We start from the raw sequence: 26,681 nt of genomic DNA on the forward strand, positions 1-26,681 counted from the left end.
GTCTCTCAAACCTCAGGCACCTATGGGGCCGGGACTCGCGTGATTTCCTGGTCGTCCAGCTCGCTGAGGACCGTAGTGATAGACCGTGGACCGGTGGGCGTGAGTATTGTTGCATCTTCAGCAAGCTCGGCCCAGGGTGCGAGGACGAATGCGCGTTCGTGCGCACGCGGATGGGGCAGGGTCAGCGTCTCCGTGTCGAGGACGAGTTCCTCACCGTTGGTCCCGAAGCTGATCAGGTCGATGTCGAGGGTGCGTGGCCCCCAGCGCTGTTCCCGGGTCCGTCCGCAGGCGACTTCGATTCCCTGCGCCACAGCCAGCAGTTCGCGGGCGCGCAGGCTGGTGGTCACGATGAGGCCCAGATTGAGGAAGTCGTTCTGTTCGACTCCGCCCCAAGGCGCGGTGCGGTACAGCGATGATCGTCTGCGCACAGTGATTCTGGGGTGCCTGTCGAGGGCGTCAACGGCCTGGTCGAGTGTGTCCGCCGCCTCACCGAGGTTGGCCCCGAGGTTGAGGTACGCCTCGGTCTCGGCCGGCTGGGTATCGACGGCAGCCTCGCGGGAGCGGACGACGGTGACGCTGACGTCATTGAAGGACCGTTCGATGGGGGCACCGGGTTTGTGGACGACGACCTCGACGTGTTCAGCCAGATACAGGCAGTGCTCGGCGATCCGGGCGGCCAAGGTCTCGATCAGGTCGAAGGTGTTGTCTTCGACGATATGTGCCACGTCCTCGGCGAGTTCGCCGTAGTGGACGGTGTCGGCGATATCGTCCGTGACCGCGGCCCGAGACACGGAGGTGCGCAGGATGACGTCGATGACGAAGTCTTGACCCTCACGTTTCTCGAAGTCAAAAACCCCGTGGTTGCCGCGCACGGTCAACCCGCGCAGTTCGATCAGATCCGGGTGGGCGCTCATAGTTTGTCCTCGCCGGCGGCGGAATTCGGTACAGAGGCAGTCGGTGCGGGTGCCGTGGCATGTGAGTTCACGGCGTCGATGACCTTGACCGCGATCGCCGAGGTGGTGGGTTCGTGGACGCGCACCGCCCACGCTCCTGCTCTGGCCGACAGTGCAGAGATCGCGGCTGTGGCCTGGTCCTTCGCCGACTCCTCGGCGAGCTTCGAGTCTTCAGGTGAGAGCAGTGTGGAGATGAAGCGCTTGCGGCTGGCAGCGACCAGGAGCCGGTGATTCAGATTCGCGAATTCGTCGAGGGCGCCGAGGATCTGCCAGTTGTGTTCGGCGTTCTTCGAGAAACCCAGGCCCGGGTCGAGGATGATGTTGTCGGGCTTCACACCGACGGTGATCGCCTCGTCGATTCTCGTCTTCAGCTCGGTGATCACCTCGGTCACGACATCGTCGTAGTGGAAGGATGCCGAAGCACGGTCGAGGTAACCTCGCCAGTGCATGAGCACGACCGGGGCTCCGGTCTCGGCGGCGACGGCCAGCATCGTGGGGTCCGAGAGTCCGGCAGAGACGTCGTTGATGATGTGAGCACCGACGTTCAGTGACGCCTCGGCGACCTTGGCTCGCATGGTGTCGACGCTGATCACAGCTCCCGCAGCGGCCAGTTCACGGATCACCGGGACGACGCGGCGCAGTTCCTCTGCCTCATCGACGCGGACCGATCCGGGCCGTGTGGACTCCCCACCGACATCGATGATGTCGGTGCCGGAGTCCAGCAGTTCGAAACCGTGGGCGATGGCGGCGTCGTGGTCGAAGTAGCGACCGCCGTCGGAGAAGGAGTCGGGCGTGACGTTGAGTACGCCCATGATCTTCGTGCGTTCCGGTGTGGGCATGTGAGACCTCTATCTCCGGAGGATCAGACTCATGGCTTCTGCCCGGGATGCTGTTTCGCGCAGCTGCCCGCGCACCGCCGAGGTGACGGTGGAGGCACCGGGTTTCCGGACTCCCCGCATGGTCATGCACAGATGTTCGGCCTCAACGACGACGATCGCGCCCTGAGGTTCGAGATGCTCGACGATGGCATCGGCAATCTGAGTCGTCAGTCGTTCCTGGACCTGAGGGCGGCGAGCATATATCTCGACGAGCCGTGCCAGTTTGGACAGCCCTGTGACCTTGCCGTTCTTGCTGGGGATGTAGCCGATGTGTGCTACTCCGTGGAACGGCACCAGGTGGTGTTCGCACGTCGAATACAGGTCGATGTCGCGAACGAGGACCATTTCCTCGTGGCTGATGTCGAAGGTCACACCGAGGACGTCGGCCGGATCGCGGTGGAGTCCGGCGAAGATCTCTTCGTAGGCGCGGGCGACCCTGGCCGGGGTCTCCAGCAGCCCTTCGCGATCAGGGTCCTCGCCGACGGCGATGAGGATCTCACGCACAGCTGCGGCGATCCGAGGCTGATCGACCTTGTTGCCGGTGCCGGCAGGTGCCTCACCGAGGACCTCCGTCACCTCTTCGAGCTCTGACATCACTAGCCGTTCTCTCCGCTGCCTTCGGAATTGTGTGGTCCGGTCGGGCCGGTTGGTCCTGTTGAGCCGGTCGGATCATTGGGATTGATCGGTCCCGTTGGGTTATGGGGAACATGAGGTCCGTTCACCCCCGTGGGTCCGGCGCCCGGGACGTCCGTGGTGTCGGCCTCAGAGCTGCCGTTGCCCTGACCGTTGCGATCCCCGCTCAAGGGAGCAGGCGGGACGATCGGGCCACGTTCGGAAACCGGACGTTCATCGTTGGCCAGCCACACATCGCGGGTGGGGCGCTTGACGATGGGAATGAAGATCTCTGCCAGTGCCGCCTGATCGAGAGTCTCCCGCTCAAGCAGCTGGTAGGCGAGGTCGTCGAGGACGTCGCGGTTGTGCGTGAGCGCCCAGTAGGCGTCTGCATGGGCGGCGTCGATGATCTCTCGGACCTCACGGTCGATCGAGGACAGCGTCGCATCGCCGTACTCGTCTCCGCCGCCGTAGCCGCGCCCGGCGAATGGCTCGCCCTGATCGTCGCCGATCTTGACCATGCCCAGTTTGTCGCTCATGCCGTACTGGGTGACCATCTTCCGGGCGATGTTCGTCGCCTTTTCGATGTCGTTGCTGGCACCCGTCGTGGGGTCGTGGAAGACGACTTCCTCGGCCACACGACCGCCCATGGCGTAGGCGAGCTGGTCGAGCAGTTCGTTGCGGGTGGTGGAGTATTTGTCCTCACTCGGCAGGACCATGGTGTAGCCCAGGGCTCGGCCGCGGGGCAGGATGGTGACCTTGGTGACCGGGTCGGTCTGGTTCATCGCTGCGGCAACAAGGGCGTGTCCGCCCTCGTGGTAGGCGGTGATGAGGCGTTCCTTGTCGTTCATCAGGCGGGTCCGCTTCTGCGGTCCGGCGATGACTCGGTCGATCGCCTCGTCGAGGATGTGGTTGTCGATGACCTTCGAGTTCTCACGCGCGGTCAGCAGTGCTGCCTCGTTGAGGACGTTGGCCAGGTCGGCACCCGAGAATCCCGGGGTGCGTTTGGCGATCTGCGCCAGATCGACGTCCTCGGCCAGGGGCTTGCCCTCGGAGTGGACTTCGAGGATGTGCTGACGGCCCTTCATGTCTGGGGCCTCGACGGGGATCTGACGGTCGAAGCGACCGGGGCGCAGCAGTGCCGGGTCGAGCACGTCGGGACGGTTCGTAGCGGCGATCAGGATGACGTTGGTCTTCACATCGAAGCCATCCATTTCGACGAGCAGCTGGTTGAGCGTCTGTTCGCGCTCATCATGGCCACCGCCCATGCCTGCTCCGCGCTGGCGTCCGACGGCGTCGATCTCATCGATGAAGATGATGCAGGGTGCGTTCGTTTTGGCCTGTTCGAACAGGTCACGCACACGGGAGGCGCCGACACCGACGTACATCTCAACGAAGTCCGAGCCGGAGATCGAGTAGAAGGGAACGCCAGCCTCACCGGCTACGGCCTTCGCCAGCAGGGTCTTGCCGGTACCGGGCTGACCGTAGAGGAGGACGCCCTTGGGGATCTTGGCTCCCACGGCCTTGAACTTCTCGGGTTCGGCCAGGAACTCCTTGATCTCTTCGAGTTCCTCGAGAGCCTCATCGACTCCGGCGACGTCCTTGAACGTGATGTCAGGATTTTCCTTGTTGACCAGTTTCGCCTTCGATTTGCCGAAGTTCATCATCTTCCCGCCCGACATCTGCGAGATGAGGAACCAGAAGACGACGAAGATGATCACGAATGGGATGAGGGTCCCCAGCAGGGACATCAGCCAGCTCTGCTTGGGCACCTCGTCGGTGTATCCCTTGCTGGGCTCGGCCGAATCCACGGCCTTGACGATCTGTTCTCCACGCTGCTCCACGTAGAAGAACTGAACCTTCTTGCCGAAGTCCTTGTCCTCGATCTTGAGGTCGTCTTTCAAGGTCAGATCGACGCGCTGGTCCTTGTCGACGATCTTGGCCTGTTCGACCTTGTCGTCTTGGAGCAGTTTGAGACCTTGCTCGGTGTCAATCTGGCTGAATCCGACTCGACTGAAGAGCAGAGCTCCGATGGACACTACGAGGAGTGCCAACACGATCCAGACCAAAGGGCCTTTCGTCGCCTTATTGAGCAGTGGGCGACGCTTATTCGACTCGGCCATAAGTCCTCTCAGGAAAAAGATGTGGGCAACCTGTTCAGGCTACCGAGGCTGCCTGGGAACATCCCCCACAGCCTAATACCTCGCAGTGACATAGCTCGAATGCACCCGGTTTTGTTCCCCGGTGCCACAAGCACTCAGTCAATGCGCGGAACGCTCTTGCGCAATGCTCAGCTGTAGACGTGCTGAGCCAGGGTGGCGACGAACGGAACGTTGCGGTATTTCTCCGCGTAGTCGAGTCCGTAGCCGATGACGAATTCGTTGGGAACGTCGAAGCCGATGTACTTGACGTCGATGTCGACCTTGACCGCCTCGGGCTTGCGCAGCATCGTGCAGATCTCAACGGTCGCCGCTCCACGCGAACGCAGGTTCTGGACCAGCCAGGACAGGGTCAGACCGGAGTCGATGATGTCCTCGACGATGAGCACGTGACGATCAGAGAGGTCCGTGTCGAGGTCCTTGAGGATGCGCACGACACCGGAGGATTTGGTGCCCGAACCGTAGGAGGAGACGGCCATCCAGTCCATGGTGACCGGCGAATGGAGCGCGCGAGCCAGATCTGCCATGACCATGACAGCGCCCTTGAGGACACCGACGAGCAGAATATCCTTGCCCTTGTAGTCTTCATCGATGGCGGTCGCCAGTTCAACGAGTCGTGCGGCTATCTGTTCTTCCGAGACGAGTACTTTTTCGATGTCATTGCCGAGATCGTTGATGTCCACTGAAGTCGTTTCTCCTCGCTTGGGGTGGGGTGTGTCTCCATTATGATTCACTTCTGCCCTGGCGTGCCACCACGGAGGTCTGTCGTGCCGCTGTGGAGGACTGTCTTACCACCATGGCGGTCCGATGTGGCCAGATCATCGTCGACCGTGCCCGGGGCTGCGGCCAGGTATCCGGTCACGCCCATGAGCACTGCCACACCGATCATGAACCACAACGGAACCGACCAGCCGCCGCTGAGTCCGAGGAGTCCCCCGACTGCCAAGGGTCCGATCGCGGCCAGCACATAGCCGCTGGACTGCACGAATGCGGAGGTTCGGGCGGTGATCGACACGGCGTGCGTGCGGCCCGTGATGAGGGCGAGCGCAGCCGGGAAGGCGAAACCGCCGTAGCCCAGGAGGATGGCCCACAGCACCGGCACAGTTGTGGGCATGAGGAGCAGCCCGAGGTAGCCGCCCACGGCACTGACGGAGAAGCTGACGAGGAAGAAGCGCGGCAGGATGTTGCGCATGATGATCTGCGGGGCGAGGAAGCCGCCGGGGATTCCGCCGAAGGTGACGACCGTGAGCATGATTCCGGCGAGAACCGGGTCGAGTCCCGCATCACGGTAGATCTGCGGCAGCCACCCGAACTGGACGTAGGCGTTGACCGACTGCAGACCGAAGAACATCGCCATGTACCTGGCCTTGGCCGAGGTGAAGATGTGTCGCCGAGGTGGGGCCACCTCGTGCGTGTCCTGCTCGGACTGATCCAAGTTGGGTACGGATCGGGCGAGCTTGAGGATGATCCAGGTGACCAGTGCACATGCCGGCACGAGCGCCCACATGCCCAGTCCCACGCGCCAGTTGTCGAAGTGACTGGCGACGGGTGCGGTGAGGAACGCGGGGAACATCGAGCCCATCCCCAGGGACACTGTGAAGGCCGTAGCGCCGAGGTTGGCTCGATACGGGAAGCGTGCCTTGACGTAGACCGGCAGAATGACGTTTCCGATCGACATTCCGGCCAGGGCCACGACGGTCAGTCCGGCGAAGGCGACCCAGCCGTCGACGAGCACCCGGGCACCGACACCCGCGGTGATCAGCACGCAGGTCATCAGCAGTGAGTTGAAGAGCCCGATCTTCTTGAGCACGGGGACGGCGATGAACCCGCAGATCGCGAAGATCAGTCCGGGAAGTGCTGTGAGCAGGCCCGTCTGCCATTCGACCAAGGTGAATGCACCCTGGACTTCGGAGAGGACGGGGCCCAGCGACGATGCGGCCGGTCGCAGCGAGCAGGCGATGAGGATGAGGCACGCAAGCGCCAGCACATCGAGTCCTCGACCAGTACGATGGCCGTGTTCAGGCTGAGGGGTCATTGGGTCATCTTTTCAGACGATGTACAGGCTCGGACCATGGCCCCCCTTTCCGAGCCGCATCACGGTATACCATTTGAGGTCCAGGCGCCCTGTCGACGATGAAGGATGATGATGACCACTCTGAGAAATGTTCGCCTCTTTCCCCGTACCGCCGATGCGGGGGCGGTTGATGTCGAGATCGAGAACGGTCGCTTCGTCTCCTTCACGCCGAGTGCATCGGCGGAGGCGATTAACCGCACCGACGCTGAGGGCGACGTCATCGAGGGGGCAGGACGAGCACTGCTGCCCAGCCTCGGCGACGTTCATGCCCACCTCGATTCGAATCGCATGGGCCAGACATTCCGTCCCCACACGGCAGACGGAACACTGCACGGCTTCATCATGAACGATCGGGAGAACTGGCGGTCAGGCGAGCGCAGCGTCCGTGACCAGGCGGACTACGTGATCGCAAAGATCGTCTCCTCGGGAGGCACCCGCATCCGCTCGCACACCCAGATCGACGCCGACTGCGGCCTGGAGCGCTTCCTCGGCGTCCGGGATGCTCTGGCCGATCGTTCCACGGTCCTCGACTCTCAGATCGTGGCCTTCCCGCAAGCCGGCATCGTGCACGAAAAGGGTGTGCGAGACCTGCTCGATGCGGCGTTGAACGAGGGTGCTGACTTGGTCGGCGGACTTGATCCGCTCCAATACGACCGTGATCCGGTCGCGCATCTCAATGTCGTCTTCGGTCTTGCAGAGAAGCACGGGAAGGGCATCGACATCCATCTCCATGAGCGCGGAAGTGCAGGTGTGTTCACGGTCGAAGAGATCGCTCACCGCACGAAGGCTCTCGGCCTGCAGGGGCAGGTGACGATCTCCCATGCCTTCGCCCTGAGCTCGAATCCTACGCCGGAGGTCGAACGGATCGTCGAGCTCCTCGCCGAGGCGGGCATCTCACTGACGACCGTGGCACCACAGAACGGTGTCCTGCCGCAGCGGGGCCTGCGTGAGAATCGGGTGGCGCTGGGCCTCGGCGAAGACGGTCAGCGCGACTATTGGAGTCCCTACGGCGACGGTGACCTGCTGCGCCGGACCTGGCAGCTGGCGTTCACGAATGGGCTTCGCCGCGATGAGGACATCGAGACCTGCCTGGACATCGCCTCCCGCGGTGGGGCGCAGGTGATGGCTGGCGCGCGACCGGACGCAACCGCTCTGGTCGATGATGCTCGTTTCGGTCTCGGCATCGGTGCACCGGCGGATTTCATGTTGCTCGCCGCCGATACGGTCACCTCGGCGATCATGGACTGTCCTGCCGATCGTGATGTCTTCAAGAACGGAGAGCTCGTGGCCTCCGCCGGTCACCTGGTCGACAGCGGACGCTGAGCCCACTGACCGGCGCTGAATCGACCGACCGGGTGCCGAAGTCAGCTGGTCTTTGCGTCGCGTCGGAAGCGCAGCGACTGCGCAGTGATGATGACTTCGGTGTCGCCGGGCAGTGACAGACGAGCGTGTGCGCGACCCGTAGTCCCCGGTTCGCGGATCAGGGCGCACAGTTCGCTGACGCGGGCGGCCCCGAAACTCTGTGCCGGCACATCCAGGGAGATCAACCATTCGCGCACGACTCGGGAGAGGATCGCATCTTCCAGTCCCGCCAGTTCTGTCAACGGCACCTCGGCGCGTCCACGCACAGTGGCGACGGGAGTCTCAGCCCAATCATCGAGGCAGTCGGCATCGGCACGGCACAATTCGGCGGTGCGTGAGAGGTTCGCGGTGAGGGGTTGGCCCAGTTCGGTCTCCAAGGTCGCCAGCAGGGTGCGGGCTCGCACCCTGGCGAAGGAGTCGTCGGTGTTCATCGGGTCGTTCCAGACCTCGATGCCCTGAGCCCGACAGGAGGCGACGGTCGTGGTCCGGTCAACGTCGAGGAGGGGGCGGATCACCTGCCCTGTCTGCAGAGCCATTCCGGCCAGGGATCTCGTGCCCGAACCACGCATCAGGCCCAGCAGCACCGTCTCCGCCTGGTCGCTTCGGGTGTGGGCGGTCAGCACCCAATCTGCGCCGTGAGCCACTCTCGCGGTTTCGAGTGCGCCGTAGCGGGCATCGCGGGCGGCGGCTTCAAGTCCCTCCTCACCAGCATTGACGGTGACAGTGGAGATTTCGGCGGGCACACCCCAGGATTCCGCGATGGAGACGACCCGGCGGGCCACCTCGGCGGAAGTGGACTGCAAGCTGTGATCAACAGTCACGGCACGTGCTTCCAGCTCCCCTCGTCGGTGCAGGAAGGCGCAGGCGTGCAGCAGCGCCATTGAGTCCGCTCCCCCGGAGACCGCGACGATGACGTCCGGCTGCTGCTCCCCCACCTGGGCCAACGCCGCACGAACACAGTTGCGGATCGTCCCGCTGGCCGGGTCAAGGCTCGGTCGCCGAGGTGGGGTCGCCTCAGCCGTGGACACGGTCCAGCCACAGGCTCGGGGTGTGGATCTCCTGGCTCCTCGGCAGGTTCTCCGAGCTGGCATAGATGGCGGAGAAACCGGTCTGGCCGACTTCCTTGCGGATGGCGCGGACGAATGCGGCGCCGTCGCGGTATTGGGCGAGTTTGAGATTCATGCCCAGCAGGTTCGACAGGAACCCGCCCTGGCCAGCGTCCCGGCGGGCTTCGAACTTGCGGCGCAGCTTCCTTACGCTCGGGATGACTTCGATGCCGACTTCATCCATGACCACGTCCGCGTGGCCCTCGAGCAGGCTGAGGATGGCCGTGGCCTCGTCGAGTGCGCTGCGCATACCTTCGTCCCTGATCAGGTCGACCATGCTCGCATCGCCCTTGACAATCTGGCCCACCGTGGAGAAGGCGTCGGCGAGGCCTCTGATGCCAGGCGCCTTGAGCGGGGTCGCGACGACCTGGGACAGGAGAGAGCGCATGTGCTCGCGCATCCAGGGGGCGGTGGCGAACTGGACCTGGTGCGTCGCCTCATGCAGGGCCACCCACATGCGGAAGTCGCGCGGGGACACGTTCATGGCTTCTTCGGCCAGCAGGACGGCGGGTGCGACGAACATCAGGCGCCCCGAGGCCACGGCGAAGGGATCGAATTGGCCCAGGACTCGTGTGGACAGCAGCGAGAGCACGCCTGCCAGTTCCACGGCGGCCGCCTTCGCCGCACCCGGCCCGACAGGTGCGGGCAGGGAGTCCACGTCGACCATGCCGTTGAGTGATTGGGCGTTGGCTTTGATCCAGCCGATCTGATCGAGCACGAGTACGGAGCCGGCGCCCAGGCGGGTGCGCACATCGTCGGCGTGGGCCGGGTCGAGGAGGAACGAGTCGACGACCAATTCCTGCGCCGTCAGAGCATTGTCCTTGAGCCCGGCGACCAGGGCGTCGAGTTCATCGGTGTCGGGTACTCGCGCTGCGGGAACGAGTTCCCTGGCTGTGCGGGCGGCGAATTTCTCATCGATGATCATAGGCAGCCGCAATTCGCCAGTGCTCCCACGATGTCGTCCACGGTCTTCCTGGCTTCCAATATCTTGTCCTTGTCCACGTCGTCGATCTGCAGGGTGAAGACGAGATAGCGTCCATCGGCGTCGAGCACCCCGCCGGCCAGTGAGGTCACAGTCGACAGCGTCCCCGTCTTCGCGTGCACCGTGCCGGCTGCGTTCTTATCTTTGGTGAATCTGTCCGTGAGCGTACCGGTGAGTCCGCCCACGGGCATGTAGCTGATGAGGCTGGAGAGCGAGTCGTCAGCGACGACCGATGCCTGCAGAATGGTCGTCAGGTCGTGCGGGCTGATCTGGTTGTCATAGGACAGGCCCGAGGTGTCTTCGAGGTGAGTCTTGCCCAGGTCTACGGAGTCGGAGAGCGCCTCCAAGACGGCCTTCGGCCCGGCTTCCAGACTGCCCGGCTGATCCGAGGCGATGGCGACCTCATTGCCGAGGACCTCGGCGACGACGTTGTCACTGTGCACGAGGGCGTATTCCACGATCTCGGAGATCGTGGCCGACTCCACGCTCGCCAACTCGCTGGACTTCGCGTCCTCGTCAGATTTAGCGTCCTCGTCTGACTTCGCGGCGGGCTTCGGGGTGTCGGTGACCGTGATGCCGGCCGCCTTGAGCTCCTTGGAGAAGACGGCGAAGGCGTCCTTGGCCGGGTGTTCGCTGCGACCGCGCCATTCCTTGTCAGTGCTGCCGACGTAACCGGTGTCGATCATCAGCGGCTGGATCGGGGTGATGACGCCCTTGGCGATATCGGCACGTTCCCATCCGGGGCTGAAGTCCTCGCCCGAGTACCGGGACGTGTCCAAGTCCAGGGCCACCTCGGCGACGTTCTCGTTCTTCAGTGATTCCGCTGTCTGCTGCGCCAGCGTCGTCAGGCCGGCGTGGCCGTTCACGGCACCTGGCTGGGACTCCCCCGCGCCCAGCAGGGCGTCGCCGCCACCGACCAGGGTCACCGTCGACGTGGATGGGTCGAAGTTCGTAGTCGTACTCAGACGCTTCTCGCCGCCGATCGTCAGCAGCGCCGCCGAGGCGGTGAGCACCTTCGTCACCGAGGCCGGTGTGCGAGGTTTGTTCTCGTTCTTCGCGTAGAGGATGTCATCGCTGAGCCCGTCACGGACTTCGATCCCGAACCCCTTGACCTTGGCGTCGGAGAGAACCTTGTCCACCTTGTCGGCGACCTTGGTCGGCACGGGTGCAGAGTCTTCCAGCGCCGAGGCGGGGGCGGGCACTTCCTGCCCCTGAGCCTTCGGTGCGGGGACGGATTGGACCTCGATGGCGGGCTCCGTGGTCAGGATCCCCGGGAGCTCGGGAAAGACATCGTAGGCGTCGACGGCCGCGACTCCGGCCAGCACCAGTGCGAGGCTGCCTGCGGTGATGCCCGCGACAGCCTTCTTCGAGGGCTTGCGCCTCTTCGCCTCAGGACTCTGGTTCAAACGCTGGCTCTCATCCTCATCGCAGTCGTCCTCACCGTAACCGTTGTGGTTGTTCGTTCGTGAGGACTTGTAAGCTCTATTCTAGTGATGCAACCCTAGCTTGAAGGAGCACTATGGAACTCTTGGCCACAATCGAGATCCCGCGCGGATCACGCAATAAATACGAGGTCGACCATGAGACCGGTCGAGTCAAGCTCGACCGCTACCTCTACACCTCGATGCAGTACCCCGCAGACTACGGCTTCTTCGAAGACACCCTGGGCAACGACGGGGACCCGCTCGACGTTCTCGTGCTGCTGCCCGAACCGCTCTTCCCCGGCGTCCTCATCGATGTGCGCCCCATCGGCATGTTCAAGATGGAAGACGAGGCTGGCGGCGACGACAAGGTCCTCGGCGTCACGGCCGGCGATCCTCGCTGGGAGAGCTACCAGGACATCGGCGACGTCGACCAGTTCACCCTGGACTCGATCGAGCACTTCTTCACCCGTTACAAGGACCTTGAGCCGGGCAAGTACGTCAAGGGCTCCAGCTGGGTCGGCCGCGCCGAGGCCGAAGCCGAAGTCGAGGCTTCGATAAAGCGCTTCAAAGACTCCCACTGAGTAACGTCACACACTGCATTTCTCGACCGCCCGGATGATCGCCTCCGGGCGGTCGATCATCATCAGATGCCGTGTGTCTTCGATCTGAGTGACGCCCAAGGATGAGAATCCGCGGTCCAGGATCGACAGTCGTCTCCGGTTCGGAAGAGCGGAGGCGAAGAGCGCCGAGGTGGGAGTCTGAACCGGAACCGTGCGGGCTCTCAGCGCCGTCAGTTCCGCCGCCTGGCTGCGGTAGCTCAGCCATTCCGCGCAGGCTGCCTTCAAGGTTTCGATGTTCGCGTACTGGTCTTCGAAGACTCCGAGAGCGAGCCCATCGGCGGAGCTGACTTGGCGCAGCATGCCCCGGCGGGACACATGTGCCATGAATTCGCGGATCTCATCTGCAGACAAGAACGTATCCAGAGAGTGCAGCCAGGAGCCTTTCACGTTGGAAGACGGGATCGACGAGCTCGGAGCAGGCCGTGGCCAGTTCTGATCCGAAGACGATGAGGTCCCACTTCTCTGTCAGAAGCGGATCGTTCCTCTGCTGTCGGCTGTCGGGTCAGGGGTGAGGTCTCGGGGAAGTCCGTGTAGAAGGTGGGGGCGACCGTGGACGATTCCGCGACCTCCTCGTAGATCGCCTGCAGCAGCGTGCCCCAACCCATGCTGGGACGAACGTCGACACCAGTGCGCCTGCCGAAGTTTTGCATGGACTCGATCAGTGTCTGCGTCGTGATCTCTTCCTCTTCGCCGAGTTCCTTGCCCTGTTCGAAGGCGGTGCGGAAGACGGCGAAGTTCAGCGATTCCGAGGCCACCAGCTTCACGCATGAGCCCGGCGATCATGAATTCGGTGCCCCGTTCTCGGCGCCGGGATGGCGGCGGATGCTTCGCGTCGTGGACCGGGAACAGCGCCTCGACATGCAGAGTGCGGGCATCGGCAGAATCGCCCATGCGACCGAGCGCCATGGAGAAACCTCGCTCGGTCTCCCCATCGCGCCACTCATCGGCAAACGCAGCCAGACTGGCCAACTCATCGGCAGGAGTCTCAGACTGCTGACGGATTCGCAGGGTGTAGCCGAGCCTCGTGAGTTTGGCGACGGCGCGCTGGACTTCGGGAAGGTCAGCGAGGCTGAAGTCGCCGGCGAATAGGGCCGAACGGTCACGGCGGGTGCTGAAGTAGCCGAGAGAGTCATTGGAATGATCTGCCAGAGACTGGCGGATCGCACGCTCCTCATCGAGGTCGATGTGCTCGGCGAAGCGTTGGGAGCGCAGCATCGTCCAGAAGGCGAGGATGATGCTGGTAACCGACCCGAAGCCGAACAGCGAGAGCATCCAACTCGAGTCCGTGCAGTCCCGGAATCCGAAGAGTTCGGCGATGATCTGCCGCGCTTGGGACAGGGAGAGACCCCGGCGAGGAATTGGACCGCCAAGACTACAAGGACTGTGAGAAGCACTTCGCTGACCACAACTGCGAGCGCTTTGAAGAAGCCCCACGGCTGGGTCTTGGCAGTGTAGCGACGGCGATGGACGAGCAGACAGATGAGGACAAGGGCCGGAACGATCATGCTGGTGACCAGATCCCACGTCAGCAACGAGGGTTTGACGAGCGCCAGCACCACAGCCACCGCTCCAGTGGCTGCGAGAGTGAACACCAGCAGCAGGAGGAGAACCCACCAAGCGGCTCTTTTTCGAATGCTCAGGGCACCGGCGAGGATGACGAGAACGACCGAGGACACGAAGTCCACGGGGTTCGCCGGGACCACCCAGGCCCACAGGAAGGACAGTCCCGTGCCGACTCACCTGTCGGAGGGAATGAGGATCTGGAGGGGCATGAGCACCGCGATCAGGACTAGCAGGCGCGGCAGCCACCGGACGAACACGCCGGGGTGCCGGGTGCTGACACTGCTGCGGTGCGCATGAAAGAGATGTTTGCACACTCGCCTGGATGAACCCCCTGTCCTAAATCGCCCGCGAGCAGAACCGAAAGTTTAGGTGAGCCTAATAAGAAGTGTGAGCCAGGTTATGCGATTGTCGAGGTATGAAACTCGATCATGTGTCCTTCGCCAGCGAACCAGACGGGTACAAAGCGACTGCCGAGAGAATCTCGGAGAAGCTCGGTGTGGTTCCCTACGACGGTGGTGTGCATCCTCGATTCGGTACCAGAAACCTGATCTTCCCTCTCGCGAATGGTCATTATCTCGAAGTCGTCGAAGCCTTGGAGCACCCGGCCGCGCTGTCAACACCCTTCGGCCAAGCAGTCCGAGCTCGCTCCGAGCTCGGAGGCGGCTGGATGGGCTGGTGCGTCTCGGTCGATGACCTCGCCGGAGTGGAGACCCGTCTCGAACGCAAGGCCGTCGACGGAAACCGCACCCCGGAATCAGGTCTGGAACTCAAGTGGCTGCAGATCGGAATCAAGGGGCTCATCGCCGATCCTCAGCTTCCGTTCTTCATCAAGTGGTCTGCCGACTCGTCTCAGCATCCTTCGTCCTACAAGACCAATGGCGACGTCGCCATCGACACCCTTCAGATTGCCGGGGATCGTGACCGACTCCGCGACTGGTTGGGAACCCAGGATCCCAAGCCGATCCCGGAGATCCACATCGACTGGTCGTCACCACACGGCACCCCCGGCATCATGTCGATCAGCTTCGAAACCGCTAAGAACGGCCTCGTCACCATCTGAGTGGCTGCAGACCATACTGGTTGACAGCCGCGAGCATTGAGGGCAGCACACCGATTCGGTGTGCTGCCCTCAAATCATCCGAAGAACCCGACCCACCGGGTCTCTCCGTCGACGACCACGTCGGATGCTTTCATTCCGATGTGTCGGGCGATCTTCTGTGATGCCTCATGATCTGGATGTATGTGCGCGAAGAGTTGGCCGACTCCACGCCTGCGAAGACCCTCAGCGAGAAGAGCCGCGGCTCGACTTGCGTACCCGAGCCGCTGCCACGGGCGCCCGATCACCCAGGAGATCTCCGCCGATCGCTGATCGGCCGGAAGCGTCGCCTGGACGAATCCGACAGCTCGCTGCGCGTCCCCCACGATGACGATGTCGTTGAGCCACACCTCGGACTGGTCGGCAGGCCCACCGCGCGTCTGGATGCCATAGAGCCGATTGAGGTCAGCTTCGCTGGGTGGCTCGCCTCCCGTGTACCGGTAGAGGTCAGGATGAGAGAGAACGACCGCCATTTCGGCGGCGTCGCCGACACGCAATGGACGGAGTGCGAGGGTCTCAGTCATCCTGTCAGCTAAACATGCCCGTTCGGCGCGGGCAAGAATAGACTTGTGCCGTGACTACGTGGGACGACGGAGTGCTGAGCACGCCGCACAGACACTTTGTCGAGAAGCATTTCGACCGCCCCGAGCTTGTCGTGGAGACTACTTTTCAGGTGGGCCCCGTCGGATCAGACCACCGCCGACTCCTCGGGAAGGTCTTCAACGCTCTCGCCAGCCTTCTTCTTGCGCATGTGCGCGGCAGCGGCCATCGCGCTGCCTGCGGCGAGCAGGCCCGCACCTCCGCCGAGTAATGGCAGGGTACTGTCGTTGCCTGTGCGCGGCAGGTCACCGCCACCAGCGGAACCCGAGCCTCCGGAGCCGGATCCGCCGTTCGCGCCTGAACCGCCAGTTCCCGAACCTCCTGATCCTGAGCCGCCGTTTGAACCGGCGTCACTTGCACCCGCCGCTCCGGCCGCCGCGGCAGCGTCCTGTGCGCCATCGTGCGAGCCGGACTTCGAACTTTCGGATGAGGAGCTTCCGTCGCCGCTGTCGGCCGAACCGTCCTCGTTGCCTTCGGCGTCGGTGTCCTTCGGCTCCTCTGTCGGAGCCTCAGTGGGCTCTTCGCCGCTGCCCTTGATCACCTGCACTACTGTCGGGCGCGGAACTGCCGCAACACCTTTCTCGACATCTGACTCATCAACGTAGTCGGGGAACCGTGAGTGCTGATCTGACCATTCGCCGTCCTCACCGGGGTGCTGGACGGCCACGAACGCCGAGTTGTATGAGTCGTGGACGAGTGGCCCGCAGACCTCGGCTTCGCGTGGGACGGAGAGGAACTGCTCGACGCGGCCCCGCTGCTCACCGTCGATGGTGACCTTGAACAGACCATCGCAGTAGCCGATGCCGTCTGGTGCACCATCTGTGGAGATCCACAGGTTCCCGGCGGAGTCGAAGGTGACGTTGTCGGGGCAGGAGATCGGCGAGACCTGGTCTTCGGGGAAGCCTGAGAAGTAGGTCGTGTCACCCTGTTTCGGGTCACCGCAGACCAGCAGCAGGGTCCAGTCGAACTCGGTGCCGGTGTGGTCGCCGCCGCGTTCGGTCAGTTCGACGATGTGTCCGTCTCGGTTCTCGGTGCGCGGGTTCGCCTCGTCGGCTGCGGCCTTGCCGTCCACACCACGGTCGGAGTTGTTCGTACACGCGACATAGATCTTCCCATTGACCGGGTTGGGCTCGACGTCTTCGCAGCGGTCCATCTTCGTCGGACCGACCTTGTCGGCCGCCAGCCGGGTGTTGACCAGCACCTCGTCGATGGCCATGCCCGAGACCTGTGATCTGCCGTTCTTGATCAGCGGCAGCCACTGCCCGCTGCCGTCGAACTCACCGTCGGCCGGCACATCGCCGCTGCCGTCGATCTCGTTCTTCGGGGAGTTGCCCGTGAACTTCGCGACGAACAGGTCGCCCTCGGTCAGTAGGGTCATGTTGTGGGACAGGTCGCCCTCGACGTACTTGCCCTTGGACACGAACTTGTAGAGGTAGTCGAACTTCTCGTCATCGCCCATGTAGGCGACGGCCTGGCCCGAGTCCGCGATCGTGATGTTGGCGCCCTCATGCTTGAGACGCCCCAGGTTGGTGTGCTTGCGCGGGGTCGAGTCCGGATCACGTGGGTCAACCTCGACGATCCAGCCGAATCGGTTCGCTTCGTTGGCGTAGCCGGAGTTGTTCGTGTCGAAGCGCTGCAGGTCTTCTTCCCAGCCGTTCGCGGAGGCTTCGTTGCTCAGGCCGTAGCGTTTGTCCGCCGCCGAGGTGCCCTGTGCCTTGAAGTAGGAATTGAAGTTCTCCTCGCCGGAGACCAACGTGCCCCACGGAGTCAGTCCGCCAGAGCAGTTGCCCAGGGTTCCCTGAGCCTTGTCGCCCTTGGGATAATCCCTGGTCCGGAGCAGATCGGACCCGGCTGCCGGACCGGTGAACTCGTATTCGGTGTTGATGAGGAAGCGACGGTTGTTTGCACCGTTGACGTCGACCCTCCACGGGGTCTTCTCGTTGGTCCTGACCAGTTCGGCAACCGTCAGCCCGTGTGCGTCGCGGCTGATGGCACGCTGGGTGGCCTTGTCCATGCTGTCCGGGTACATAATCGCGTCATTCGTGTACTCCTGGTTCGAGAACAGGAGAGCCCGGTTGCCGTCTCCGCCCTCGTCGACCTGGATCTGGAGGAAATCGTTGTTATAGCCGAACTGACGGCGCTGTGACTCGACGCTCTGGTTCTCGGGATCGAACTGCGGGGCGTCCGGGAACAGAGGGTCACCCCAGCGCACGACGGGATGCCAGGAGTACCCCTCGGGGACGATGAACTTATCGACCTCGTGCTGGACCGGGTCGATCGCGGTGAAGTCGAGGCTGCCCCCCGTGCCTGCGGCGGCCGCTGCCGCACGCGTGGTCGGGCTCGGTGCGGTCGTGACTGCGATGGCCAGTGCACCTGCCGCCGACGCCCCCAGCACTGCCCGGCGAGACAGCTGTGCCCCGACGATGTCGCGGAAGTAGCTGTTGGACGAGGTGTTGCAGATCGCCTTCGTGCACGCGTTGTCACATTTGAGTGCACATGTGACGGGGCTGCGCTTGCCACGGACGTGTCCGGCCATGGGCAGAAGTTCACGTAGGGGTGCCATCGGTTCGCTTGTCTCCTCGGATCGAGTCTCTCGGCCCCGCCTCACAAAACGGAGTCGGGCTCACCAAGTCGAGACTTTCAGGGTCAGTTGGACCCAGAACTACCGTTCGGTGAACTGCACATGAACCAGTTCAGCCGATGTCGATGAGGGTGAGGATTCCCGGGGCCAGGAAGCCCACGGCATCGATGATGAAGTGTGCCCACACCAGGGGCACCAGCCTGCCTCGACGCATGAAGTACCACCCGAAGATTATGCCCATGGCGACGTTGCCGATGAACGGCCCGATGCCCTGGTACAGGTGATAGCTGGCACGGAAGATGGCCAGGCTGATGATGATCGACCATATGCCGTAACCCAAACGCTGGAGGCGCTCTGCACCGAAGCCGAAGATGATGACCTCTTCGAGGATGCCGTTCTTCGCCGCGGCCAGGATGAGCACGGGAATGGTCCACCAATGATCGCCGAGGTTGGCCGGCTGGATCTCGGCCGTGATCCCCAGTGCCCTGCCGCCCGCGTAGACACCCAGGGTGCCGATGCCGATGATGAGGAAGAAGAGAGTTCCGCGACCGAGGTCCTTCCCGCTCTGGCCTCTCACGCCCAGGCGTGTACTCAGGGGCGGGGCATCGGTGTCGCGAGTGAGTAGATACAGGGCCAGGAGCACGGGCACAAGAGTGAACCCGATGCCGAGGATCTGGTAGATGAGATCGAATCCGGGCCGCGGCGACATCGAAGTGTTGAGCTTCGCCTGGGCTTCACTGATCGGACCGCGGGTGGTGATGTCGGACAGACGCACGATCGCATAGACAGCTGATTGTCCCAACGAGAGTGCTGCAACGAGGCCGAGCTCGAACCACAGGCGCTTCTTCTCCTGCGGTTCGAGCTCGTTTCTCATGGATCCTACTGTAACCGGAGCAGGTCAGTGCTTCGGTGCGTCGTCCCCGTCCGGGTCCTCCACCGCGGAGTCACCAACCGTCTGCGTCGACTCGTCGCGCTCGGTTCGTTCGGCTGTGGCCACCGAACCCGCCTCGGCGGTGGGTGTTGCTGAGGCGGCACGGTCCGTCGCATCCGGACCTTGTGTGGCTCTCGCCTCGGCGACATCGAGGACCTGGCCACGGGCCATGTTCTTCACGTACTTCTTCTCAGCCCGGCGTTCCTTCGCCCCTTCGAGCAGGAGGTAGAGGACGGGCACGAGGATCAGCGTCAACAAGGTCGAGCTGACCAAACCGCCGATGACCACGATCGCCAGCGGCTTCGAGATGAACACTCCCCCGCCGGTCAGCCCCAGGGCCATCGGCACGAGCGCGAAGATCGTCGCCGAGGCGGTCATGAGGATCGGTCGATAGCGCAACCGGGCACCGTGGACGATGGCCGCTCGCAGTTCGACCCCTCGAGCTCTGAAGTGGTTGATCAGGTCGATGAGCACGATCGCGTTTGTGACCACGATGCCGATGAGCATCAGCAGACCGATCATCGACGTCAGGCCCAGCGGAGTATCGGTCAGAAGCGACAGCGCGATGGAACCGGTGGCCGCGAACGGGATCGAGACCAGCAGGATCAACGGCTGCAGCAGCGACTTGAACGTGGCGACCATGATGATGAACACGATGAGGATCGCAGCGAGCATGGCCAAGCCCAGCTGGGAGAACGCTTCGTTCTGCTCCTGTGTGGCACCGCCGGTGTCAACGGATACGGAGTCGGGCAGGTCGACATTCTTGAGTGCGCTCTGCACATCAGTTGAAACAGTTCCCAGGTCATCGCCCTCGGGCGTGACCGAGACAGTGGTCGAACGCTGCGAATCCGTGTGTCGGATCGTCGGAGCGGTCTTGACTTCCTTGACCTCGGCGACATCTTCGAGCTTGATGAAGCGCGGCTTCGACGTCGGTGCCGGAGCACCGGCCTGCGCACCCGGGTCACCGGCTGCACCAGCATTGCCGCCTGCGCCACCAGCATCGCCGCCTGCGCCACCGGCTGCACCACCAGCGTCGCCGCCAGCCGCGTCGCCTGCATCAGCGGCTCCTGCAGCACCGGCGTCGCCTGCGGGTGGAGCCGTCTCCTTGGGCTTTCCGGGAATCTTGAGATCCTTGAGCTTGTCCACGGTGTCCGCGTTGCGGTCGAAGAGCAAAACCGAGTGCGAAACGTTGTCGATGACGACTTCGCCGATGTTCTGTCCGTGCATCGCCCGTTGGACGTACTGCCCGATCGTGGCCTCGGTGAGGTTCTCCTTCGCGGCCTTCTTGTGATCGACCTTGACTTCGATGACCGGCTGAACCGCTTCTAGGTCGCTGGTCACCGACTGGGCACCGGAGACTCCTTCGAGTTTGTCCGTGACGGCTTTTGTGGCGTCGTCGAGTTCTTTGGCATCGGATCCCGACAGTGTGACGTCGATGGTCTGGGCGCCGGGCATTGAGCTCTGGCTCTGCACTTCGACCTGGCCGACGTCCTTGAGATCGTCGAAGTCCTTCTGCAGCTTGTCAGAGATCGACTGCGCCGAAACTCCGGACTTCGAGTTGACGATGTAGGTGCCGGTGATGGACGAGTCATCGGTGAAGCCGAAGGTCGTTCCACCGACGGAGAGCTGGTAGGACTCGACGTCCTTGTTGTCTTCGAGGATCTTCTCGACCGGTTCGGCCTGCTTCGACGCCTCGTCGAGATCGGTGCCCGGGTCGAAGGTCTGGGCGACCTGCAGACTGTCCTGGCCGGTGTCTCCGAAGAGCTCAGTCTTCAGCTGCGGGACCATTGCTCCGGTGCCCACGAGGATGAGGACCGCGGCGAGGATCATGATGACAGGGTGCTTGGTCGAGAATCCGATGACCGGCATGTAGGTCTTCTGCAGTCGCGTGACCGGCGAGTGCATGCCCGCCAGCTCGTCGACCTCTCCGGCTTCCTCCTCGACCTCGCCGTAGCGTGGGCCGGTGGAGGCAGCGCCCGCCGAGGCGGCACCTGCGGTTGCGGTGCGAGTGCCCTCGTGTGAGTCGGCAGTCCCTGCTCCCGCCATCGCGGCGCCGGACTCGTCGTGACGGCCGGTGGAGAGGATGTTGTGCTTCTTCGACTCCTTCTTGGCGGTCTTGGTCTCTTTGCGCCAGTCCGAGAGCATGCCCTTGCGGTTGCGACGGATCTCCTTCTTCTCCGCCTTCGTGAGCTTGACCTTCGCCTCCCGCTGACGCAGGAACCAGTAGGCGAGCACGGGCACGATGGTCAGTGCCACGAACAGGCTCGAGAGCAGAGCGATGGTGGCCGTCAGTGCGAAGGGACGGAACATCTCCCCCGTCTGGCCGCTGACGAATGCCAAGGGCAGGAAGACCGCGACAGTGGTCAGGGTCGAGGCCGTGACAGCACCAGAGACCTCGGATACCGCTGCCAGAATGTTGGAGAACTTCTCACCACCTGAGGAATGCCGTCGTCGGATCGCTTCGATCACGACGATCGAGTCATCGACGACGCGGCCGATGGAGATCGTCAGCGCACCCAGAGTCAGCATGTTCAGGGTCTCGCCGCCCATCCACAGCCCGACCATAGCGATGAGGAGGGAGAGCGGAATCGAGATCGCAGTGATGATCGTGGCTCGCACTGACAACAGGAAGACGAGGATGACGAGGACGGCGAAGATCAGTCCGAGTCCGCCTTCGTTGAGCAGGTCGTGGATGGACTGCTCGATGAATGGAGCCTGGTCGAAGGCCGAGACGAACTTCGTGTCATCGCCCATGGACTTCTCGAGCCCGGGCAGTTTGTCGGCAACCTCCTGCGAGACGTCGACGGTGTTCGCGTCGGATTCCTTCATGATCGACACCGACAGCGAAGGCTTGCCGTTCGTGCGGGAGATCGAATCGACGGGAGCGTTCTTGATCTTCACGTCGGCGACGTCGGAGACCTTGATCGGGCCGTCCTTGCCGGTGACGACAAGGTCCTTGATCGCGTCGACCGAGCGGATCCGGGTGCCGACCTCGACCGGGGCAGTTCCGCTGTCGCCCTTGAGCTCGCCGGCCGAGGTGGGAACGCCGTTGGACTGGAGGATGCCGGCGATCTCGTCGAGGCTCGCGCCCTCGTCCTCGAGGTCGTCCTGGCGGATGCTGATCTCGACCTGTTTTGTCTTCGCACCGGAGATCATGACCTGTGAGACGCCATCGATCTTCTTCAGTTCGGGTTCGGCGATGTCATCGAGGTTGGCCGCGAGTTTGTCCTCGTCGGCGTCCGAGGTCACAGACAGTGCCAGCACCGGGATGTCGTCGGTGCCCATGGTGTTGACCGTGGGCTCGACCCCATCGGGCAGAGTGGACTCAACCTGGGAGACCGCACGCTGGAGGGACTTCACGACATCATCGGAGTCCTCTCCATACTTCGTGCTCACGGTGATCGACGAACTGCCGGCCGAGGACGTCGACGTCATGTCCTCGACTTCCGGCAACGCTGTCAGCGCACCTTCGAGCGGATCGGTGACCTCCTGCTCGACGGCTTCAGGCGTCGCACCTTCATAGGAGGCGGTGACCGTCGCCTGAGGGTTCTCAAGAGAGGGGAACAGCTCTTGTTTGAGGGAACCGGCTCCGATGACTCCGAAGATGATGGCGACGACGGAGATGAGCGCGATGAGTGCGCGGTTTCGCAGGCTCAGGCGGGTCAGAAAACTCACGTGGGGACTTTCTTTTCGGCGGTGCAAACGCAGGGATCGCCTGCAGAAAAAATGCTTCGGTGCCCCATACTAGTGAGTTAAGTTGTCAGCAACACATGAGTGGACCCTGAGCAGGCGCTCCACGGTGTTCTTCGCGGCCTACACTTCGCGAGATTCCCGACCCGTGCGCGGCTTGGTTTCACGACCGGTGAACCAGAAGGCAGCGGCCAGAACGCCGAGGAGTCCGGTGAGCAGGAACGCCCACGAGTAGTCGAAGCGATCGACGATGGCTCCGGCGATGATCGGACCGACGATGGCACCGCCGTCGAGAGCCATCTGGTAGCGGGACAGAACTCGCCCGCCCTTGCGGTCGCGTCCGATGACATCAGCCACGGTTGCCTGCTGGGCAGGGTTCGCCAGTCCTGATCCGACGCCGGCGACGATGGAGAAGACGAAGAACAGCCAGATCGCATCAGTGAAGGCCAGGGCTGCGGTGGTCAGTCCGAGGACAAGCAGACCCCATTGGATGAAGGGTTTGCGTCCGTAGGTGTCGGCGAACCTGCCGACGACTGTCACGGCCGAGGCGTTGCCGATTGCGAACATCGTCAGCGCCAGCCCAGCCACTGCGGTGTCGGCTTTGAGCGCCTGGATGGCGAAGAGCGGGTAGATGGCCACACGGATGCCCATCGCCGACCAGCCCTGGACGAACGCGGACAGCAGCGCACTGCGGTAGGCGGAGTCGCTCCAGGCCTGCCGGAAAGTCATGACCTCCTGCTGTGGGTCACCTTTGGCCGCTTCGAGGCGAGCGCGCCCGAGCTTCGTCGAAGATCCCGCTTCTGCGGTGGAGGCGAGGAAGATGCGCACGACGATGGCCGCGATGAGCAGACCGACGGCGTAGATGATGAAGGGTATGCGCATGCCCCAGCCTGCCATCGCCCCACCCAGGACGGGTCCGGCGATGTTACCGACGAGGAAGGCGGTGGCATAGGTACTCGAGGCCTTCGCCCGCGCGTCGATGGGTGCGAGTCGAATGATCAGCGCCATCGCGGAGACACTGAACATCGTCGAACCGATACCGCCGAGGCCGCGGAAGACCAGCAGCTGCCAGTAGTTCTGAGCGAACGCCACGGCCGCTGTGGAGGCGGCGACGATGAGGAGGCCGGAGATGTAGATCCGGCGTTCCCCGAAGGAGTCGACGAGGCGGCCCGACGTCGGTGAGAACACGAACCGGAAGAAGGCGAAGGAGGAGACGACGATCGTGGCCGCGGTGACGCCGAAGTTGAAGCTCGCGGCGAACTGCGGCAGAACCGGGGCGATGATGCCGTAGCCCAACGCCACGATGAAGGCCGCGGCGACGAGTACGTAGATCTCCTTCGGCAGTCGCCGCGATTCGGCGGTGGCGGCCTTCGCGGCCGCGAGCGCGTCGGGGTTCGCCGCTTCGCCGTTCAGCGCCTCGGTGCTTGGAGCGTCAGAGTGTTCGGGCACATCGTCTTTGTCAGTCACGTCGTCTCAGTCGGTCACAGGGTTTCAAGGAATTGGTCGGGGTCGGGCAATGGCCTGGTGCTGTGCGCCATGCGCTCTCGGTAGCGTTCGGGTACTGCCCCGATGTAGAACCAGCCCATGAGCAATTCACCGGGACTCAGCCGGTGGAGTCTGCGGACGGCTGGTTCGTTGGTCATGGTTCCGCTGCGCCACATTACGCCCCACCCTGCCTGCCAGAGTGCGAGTTCGAGTAAGTGTCCGGCGCCAGCTGCAGTGGCGTGCTGCTCCCATTCGGGAACCTTCGGGTTCTCGCTCGGGGAGGAGACGAGAGCGAGAAGCAGTTCGGCCCGCAACGGCTTCTCGTTCCTCTCCCCCGGCTTTCGTGTCACAGCGGCAGCTTCGTCGAGGGCAGCGCCGAGGCGGTGCCTGTCTTCGCCGCGGAGGATGATGAATCTCCAGGGTCGCAGGCCCTTGTGGTCGGCGACAGAAGAGAGCGAGCGGATGATCTCGCGCAGATCGGAGTCGTTCGGTGTCTCGCCATCGACCTTCGAGATCGACCGCCTCGTGGACATGGCATGCAGGACCGGGTCGGCAACGATGTCGATCGAGGACGGCACCGTGTAGTCAGGGCCCTGGTGCCGAGGCGATGCTGCTGCAACCTCGGCTGCCGCATTCGCGCTGTCAGCCTTTGGCGCTGAGGCTGAGGTTGCAACTACGTCGTCTGCCGCCGAGGCCTGATCAGCGAGCCTCTTCGCCCATGGTCCGGTCTCGCCGTCGAGGAAGTGCGCGCGTACGCGACCCTTCGTCACCTCGCAGGCACTACCGTCCTTCGGACGCTTCTTGTCTGACTTCTTCGAGCCGCTGTGCTTCTTCGAGCTGCGATGATCAGACGAATCCTTGTGTTTCGACACTCAGCTCACCCATTCCGCAAATGCCTCCCGCGCGTGGGACAGCTTCGGATCAATGATGACACGGCAGTACCCGTTGTTGCTGTTCTCGGTGTAGAAGTCCTGGTGAACAGCCTCGGCGGTGTGGAAGATCCCCAGCGGTTCGAGCGTCGTGACGATCGGGCGGTCGAAGATCTCCTGCGCTTCAGCAATGGCGGCGGCGAAGCGCGCCTTCTCCTCCTCATCGGAGTAGAACATGGCTGAACGGTACTGAGTTCCCACGTCATAGCCCTGAGCGTTGAGGCTCGTCGGGTCGTGACCGGTGAAGAAGAGCCCCAGGATGACGCTTTCGGGCACGATCTCGGCATCGAAGGTGACCTGCAGGGCCTCGGCGTGACCGGAAGCCCCAGAGCAGACTTCGCGGTAGTGCGGGTTCGGAGTGTGACCGCCGGTGTATCCGGAGATCACCGAGGTCACGCCCTTCGTCCGCTGGTAGACGGCATCGAGGCACCAGAAGCAGCCGGCGCCCAGGGTCAAAGTACGAAGTTCACTCATATCTCGTACAACGATGTCAGCGTGTGCTTATTCCCGAGCGGGCACGTGTAGTGAGCCTAACCGCATTCAGAGATGAACCGCAGCTGCTTCGGACCGGGCCACCGGTCAAGAGTGAGGGGCATTGCGTCGAATTCCTCATCCTCCATCTCATAGCGGCTCAAGTAGCCGTCCACGTCACCGTCGAGTCCCAAAGGATAGAGCATCCCCGGCCTCTCTGAACCTGGAAGGTCGTCTGAGCTGCGTGCGGGTGAGTCTTCGTCGACGGCGTTGAGATCGATCCGGCTGAGGAGGCCATCGGCTATCTCGAGGCGAAGTTCCTGCGGGGCCGCCCCCTCAGCGTCGTGGATGCCCGCAACGTCCTGGACGCCGGTCACGGGATAGGTCTGATTCTTCGGCACAACGAGTCGAGCCGATGCCTCGGGGTAGACATCGATCGTGGTGATGTCTTCAACGTCCAGCAGCGCGGAGAGCTGCTGCGGGTCCAAGGTGATGGGATCATCACCCGGATGCTGTGTGCGCGAATAGGTCACCCACACGAAAAATCGTGCCGAGTCGAACTGTGCTCGCACCGCCTCAGCGGACTCGGCAGAGACCGGATGCGGCTGTGCGAGCAGCTGATCGACGGCTCCGCGGATATGCTCCGGCAGTTCGATCTCGACCGGAGCGTTCTCCCAGTATTCGGCCTGGTCGAGCTCGGCGAATTTGTCGAGCAGGGCTGCACCGCCTGCGACGAACGCTCCGCTGGCGCCTGCGCCCAGTCCGCGCCCGAAACCGGCAGGAAATTTGGCGTCGATCCTATCGACGAAGTCCTGCGTCGGGTGCCACAGGGCCCAGCTGAGGGCACCGGAGGCGAAAGCGGTGGTGAGGTTGCGAAAGGTCCGGGTCCTCTCCTCCTGCTCCATCGGGTCCACTGTCGAGTACCGGGCGGGCTGTCCCGCTTCCGAGCCGACGGCTCCGAACGCTGCGCCGAGGTCGAGCTCACTCTCGTCCGGCCCCGCGAAGGCCCGCGTTCCGGCGATCCAGGTCAGTCCTGCATTGGCGATCGCATTGCCCAAGCGGGCCGCACGGTCGTGTTCGGGCGCGAAGTCGCGCCTGCGCACCAGTGCGAGGCCGCTGGTTCCGGCAACGGCGATAGCACGCACGAGACGACGATGACGTAGAG

22 protein-coding genes and 2 pseudogenes are annotated in these 26,681 nt (G+C 63.4%); 3 read left to right on the plus strand and 21 right to left on the minus strand.

The features are described 5' to 3' along the window. Positions 1–20: 20 nt before the first annotated feature. The 6 genes from folK to INT29_RS15425 form a co-directional block, all read right to left on the minus strand. Complete coding sequence (gene folK / locus INT29_RS15400) at positions 21–914, minus strand: 2-amino-4-hydroxy-6-hydroxymethyldihydropteridine diphosphokinase (RefSeq protein WP_193072246.1); 894 nt, start codon at positions 912–914, stop codon at positions 21–23. Next, positions 911–1,792, minus strand: a complete 882-nt coding sequence (gene folP / locus INT29_RS15405; protein WP_193072247.1) for a dihydropteroate synthase — start codon at positions 1,790–1,792, stop codon at positions 911–913. The genes folK and folP overlap by 4 nt, the downstream gene beginning before the upstream one ends. A gap of 9 nt (positions 1,793–1,801) precedes the next feature. Then, positions 1,802–2,425 carry a GTP cyclohydrolase I FolE gene (gene folE, locus INT29_RS15410; protein WP_101570607.1) on the minus strand — a complete coding sequence of 208 codons (624 nt, stop codon included), beginning with the start codon at positions 2,423–2,425 and terminating at the stop codon, positions 1,802–1,804. Between the two features lie 2 nt (positions 2,426–2,427). Next, the gene (ftsH, locus tag INT29_RS15415; protein WP_193072248.1) at positions 2,428–4,566 is read right to left on the minus strand and encodes an ATP-dependent zinc metalloprotease FtsH; all 2,139 of its coding nucleotides are present in this window, start codon (positions 4,564–4,566) and stop codon (positions 2,428–2,430) included. Between the two features lie 167 nt (positions 4,567–4,733). After that, on the minus strand, positions 4,734–5,285 hold the full coding sequence (hpt, locus tag INT29_RS15420) for a hypoxanthine phosphoribosyltransferase (RefSeq protein WP_101570611.1): 552 nt from the start codon (positions 5,283–5,285) through the stop codon (positions 4,734–4,736). A gap of 47 nt (positions 5,286–5,332) precedes the next feature. Next, positions 5,333–6,637 (minus strand): CynX/NimT family MFS transporter, encoded by a 1,305-nt coding sequence (locus INT29_RS15425; protein WP_193072249.1) that lies wholly within the window; start codon positions 6,635–6,637, stop codon positions 5,333–5,335. Between the two features lie 111 nt (positions 6,638–6,748). On the opposite strand from INT29_RS15425, the gene INT29_RS15430 reads away from it, so the two are divergent. Further along, positions 6,749–7,999 carry an amidohydrolase family protein gene (locus tag INT29_RS15430; protein ID WP_193072251.1) on the plus strand — a complete coding sequence of 417 codons (1,251 nt, stop codon included), beginning with the start codon at positions 6,749–6,751 and terminating at the stop codon, positions 7,997–7,999. 41 nt (positions 8,000–8,040) lie between these two features. Here the strand turns inward: INT29_RS15430 and tilS are convergent, their stop codons facing one another. From tilS to dacB, 3 genes are read right to left on the minus strand one after another with little or no spacing between them, the layout of a single operon-like run. Next, complete coding sequence (gene tilS, locus INT29_RS15435; RefSeq protein WP_319020920.1) at positions 8,041–9,066, minus strand: tRNA lysidine(34) synthetase TilS; 1,026 nt, start codon at positions 9,064–9,066, stop codon at positions 8,041–8,043. Then, positions 9,053–10,069: a zinc-dependent metalloprotease gene (locus INT29_RS15440; protein ID WP_193072257.1), complete on the minus strand. Its 1,017-nt coding sequence runs from the start codon at positions 10,067–10,069 to the stop codon at positions 9,053–9,055. The genes tilS and INT29_RS15440 overlap by 14 nt, the downstream gene beginning before the upstream one ends. Then, complete coding sequence (dacB, locus tag INT29_RS15445) at positions 10,066–11,532, minus strand: D-alanyl-D-alanine carboxypeptidase/D-alanyl-D-alanine-endopeptidase (RefSeq protein ID WP_193072258.1); 1,467 nt, start codon at positions 11,530–11,532, stop codon at positions 10,066–10,068. Before dacB ends, INT29_RS15440 begins: the two co-directional genes overlap by 4 nt. 113 nt (positions 11,533–11,645) lie before the next feature. On the opposite strand from dacB, the gene INT29_RS15450 reads away from it, so the two are divergent. Further along, positions 11,646–12,131 (plus strand): inorganic diphosphatase, encoded by a 486-nt coding sequence (locus INT29_RS15450; protein WP_101570621.1) that lies wholly within the window; start codon positions 11,646–11,648, stop codon positions 12,129–12,131. Positions 12,132–12,137: 6 nt separating this feature from the next. Here the strand turns inward: INT29_RS15450 and INT29_RS15455 are convergent, their stop codons facing one another. The 4 genes and pseudogenes from INT29_RS15455 to INT29_RS20785 form a co-directional block, all read right to left on the minus strand. Further along, positions 12,138–12,521, minus strand: coding sequence for a hypothetical protein (locus tag INT29_RS15455; protein ID WP_145997408.1), 384 nt, complete (start codon positions 12,519–12,521; stop codon positions 12,138–12,140). 32 nt (positions 12,522–12,553) lie between these two features. Beyond that, positions 12,554–12,934, minus strand: a complete 381-nt coding sequence (locus INT29_RS20225; protein ID WP_101570625.1) for a hypothetical protein — start codon at positions 12,932–12,934, stop codon at positions 12,554–12,556. 151 nt (positions 12,935–13,085) lie between these two features. Further along, positions 13,086–13,442: pseudogene (locus INT29_RS20780) on the minus strand (hypothetical protein); the annotation flags it as partial. Positions 13,443–13,603: 161 nt separating this feature from the next. Then, positions 13,604–13,873, minus strand: a pseudogene (locus INT29_RS20785) (hypothetical protein); the annotation flags it as partial. A gap of 275 nt (positions 13,874–14,148) precedes the next feature. On the opposite strand from INT29_RS20785, the gene INT29_RS15470 reads away from it, so the two are divergent. After that, a complete protein-coding gene (locus INT29_RS15470) occupies positions 14,149–14,793 on the plus strand; it encodes a VOC family protein (RefSeq protein WP_101570629.1) in 645 nt (214 codons plus the stop codon). Between the two features lie 74 nt (positions 14,794–14,867). Here INT29_RS15470 and INT29_RS15475 read toward each other — a convergent pair whose 3' ends face one another. The 8 genes from INT29_RS15475 to INT29_RS15510 all read right to left on the minus strand — a co-directional run bounded on the left by INT29_RS15475 (position 14,868) and on the right by INT29_RS15510 (position 26,661). Then, positions 14,868–15,353: a GNAT family N-acetyltransferase gene (locus tag INT29_RS15475; protein ID WP_193072260.1), complete on the minus strand. Its 486-nt coding sequence runs from the start codon at positions 15,351–15,353 to the stop codon at positions 14,868–14,870. 164 nt (positions 15,354–15,517) lie between these two features. Continuing rightward, positions 15,518–17,992 (minus strand): PhoX family protein, encoded by a 2,475-nt coding sequence (locus tag INT29_RS15480; RefSeq protein WP_193072261.1) that lies wholly within the window; start codon positions 17,990–17,992, stop codon positions 15,518–15,520. Positions 17,993–18,122: 130 nt separating this feature from the next. Continuing rightward, positions 18,123–18,884 (minus strand): CPBP family intramembrane glutamic endopeptidase, encoded by a 762-nt coding sequence (locus tag INT29_RS15485; protein ID WP_193072262.1) that lies wholly within the window; start codon positions 18,882–18,884, stop codon positions 18,123–18,125. Positions 18,885–18,908: 24 nt separating this feature from the next. Continuing rightward, entirely contained in the window at positions 18,909–22,616 is a 3,708-nt protein-coding gene (locus INT29_RS15490; RefSeq protein WP_319020921.1) for an efflux RND transporter permease subunit, read from the minus strand. A gap of 138 nt (positions 22,617–22,754) precedes the next feature. Further along, positions 22,755–23,975 (minus strand): MFS transporter, encoded by a 1,221-nt coding sequence (locus INT29_RS15495; protein ID WP_101570923.1) that lies wholly within the window; start codon positions 23,973–23,975, stop codon positions 22,755–22,757. 137 nt (positions 23,976–24,112) lie between these two features. Then, a complete protein-coding gene (locus INT29_RS20675) occupies positions 24,113–24,988 on the minus strand; it encodes a nitroreductase (protein WP_257930088.1) in 876 nt (291 codons plus the stop codon). Continuing rightward, positions 24,989–25,519 (minus strand): peptide-methionine (S)-S-oxide reductase MsrA, encoded by a 531-nt coding sequence (gene msrA / locus INT29_RS15505; RefSeq protein ID WP_101570638.1) that lies wholly within the window; start codon positions 25,517–25,519, stop codon positions 24,989–24,991. Between the two features lie 56 nt (positions 25,520–25,575). Continuing rightward, entirely contained in the window at positions 25,576–26,661 is a 1,086-nt protein-coding gene (locus tag INT29_RS15510; RefSeq protein WP_145997410.1) for a hypothetical protein, read from the minus strand. Between the last annotated feature and the right edge of the window lie 20 nt (positions 26,662–26,681).

It is taken from the genome of Brevibacterium sp. FME37 (genome assembly GCF_014897485.1).
In the GTDB taxonomy this organism is placed as follows: domain Bacteria; phylum Actinomycetota; class Actinomycetes; order Actinomycetales; family Brevibacteriaceae; genus Brevibacterium.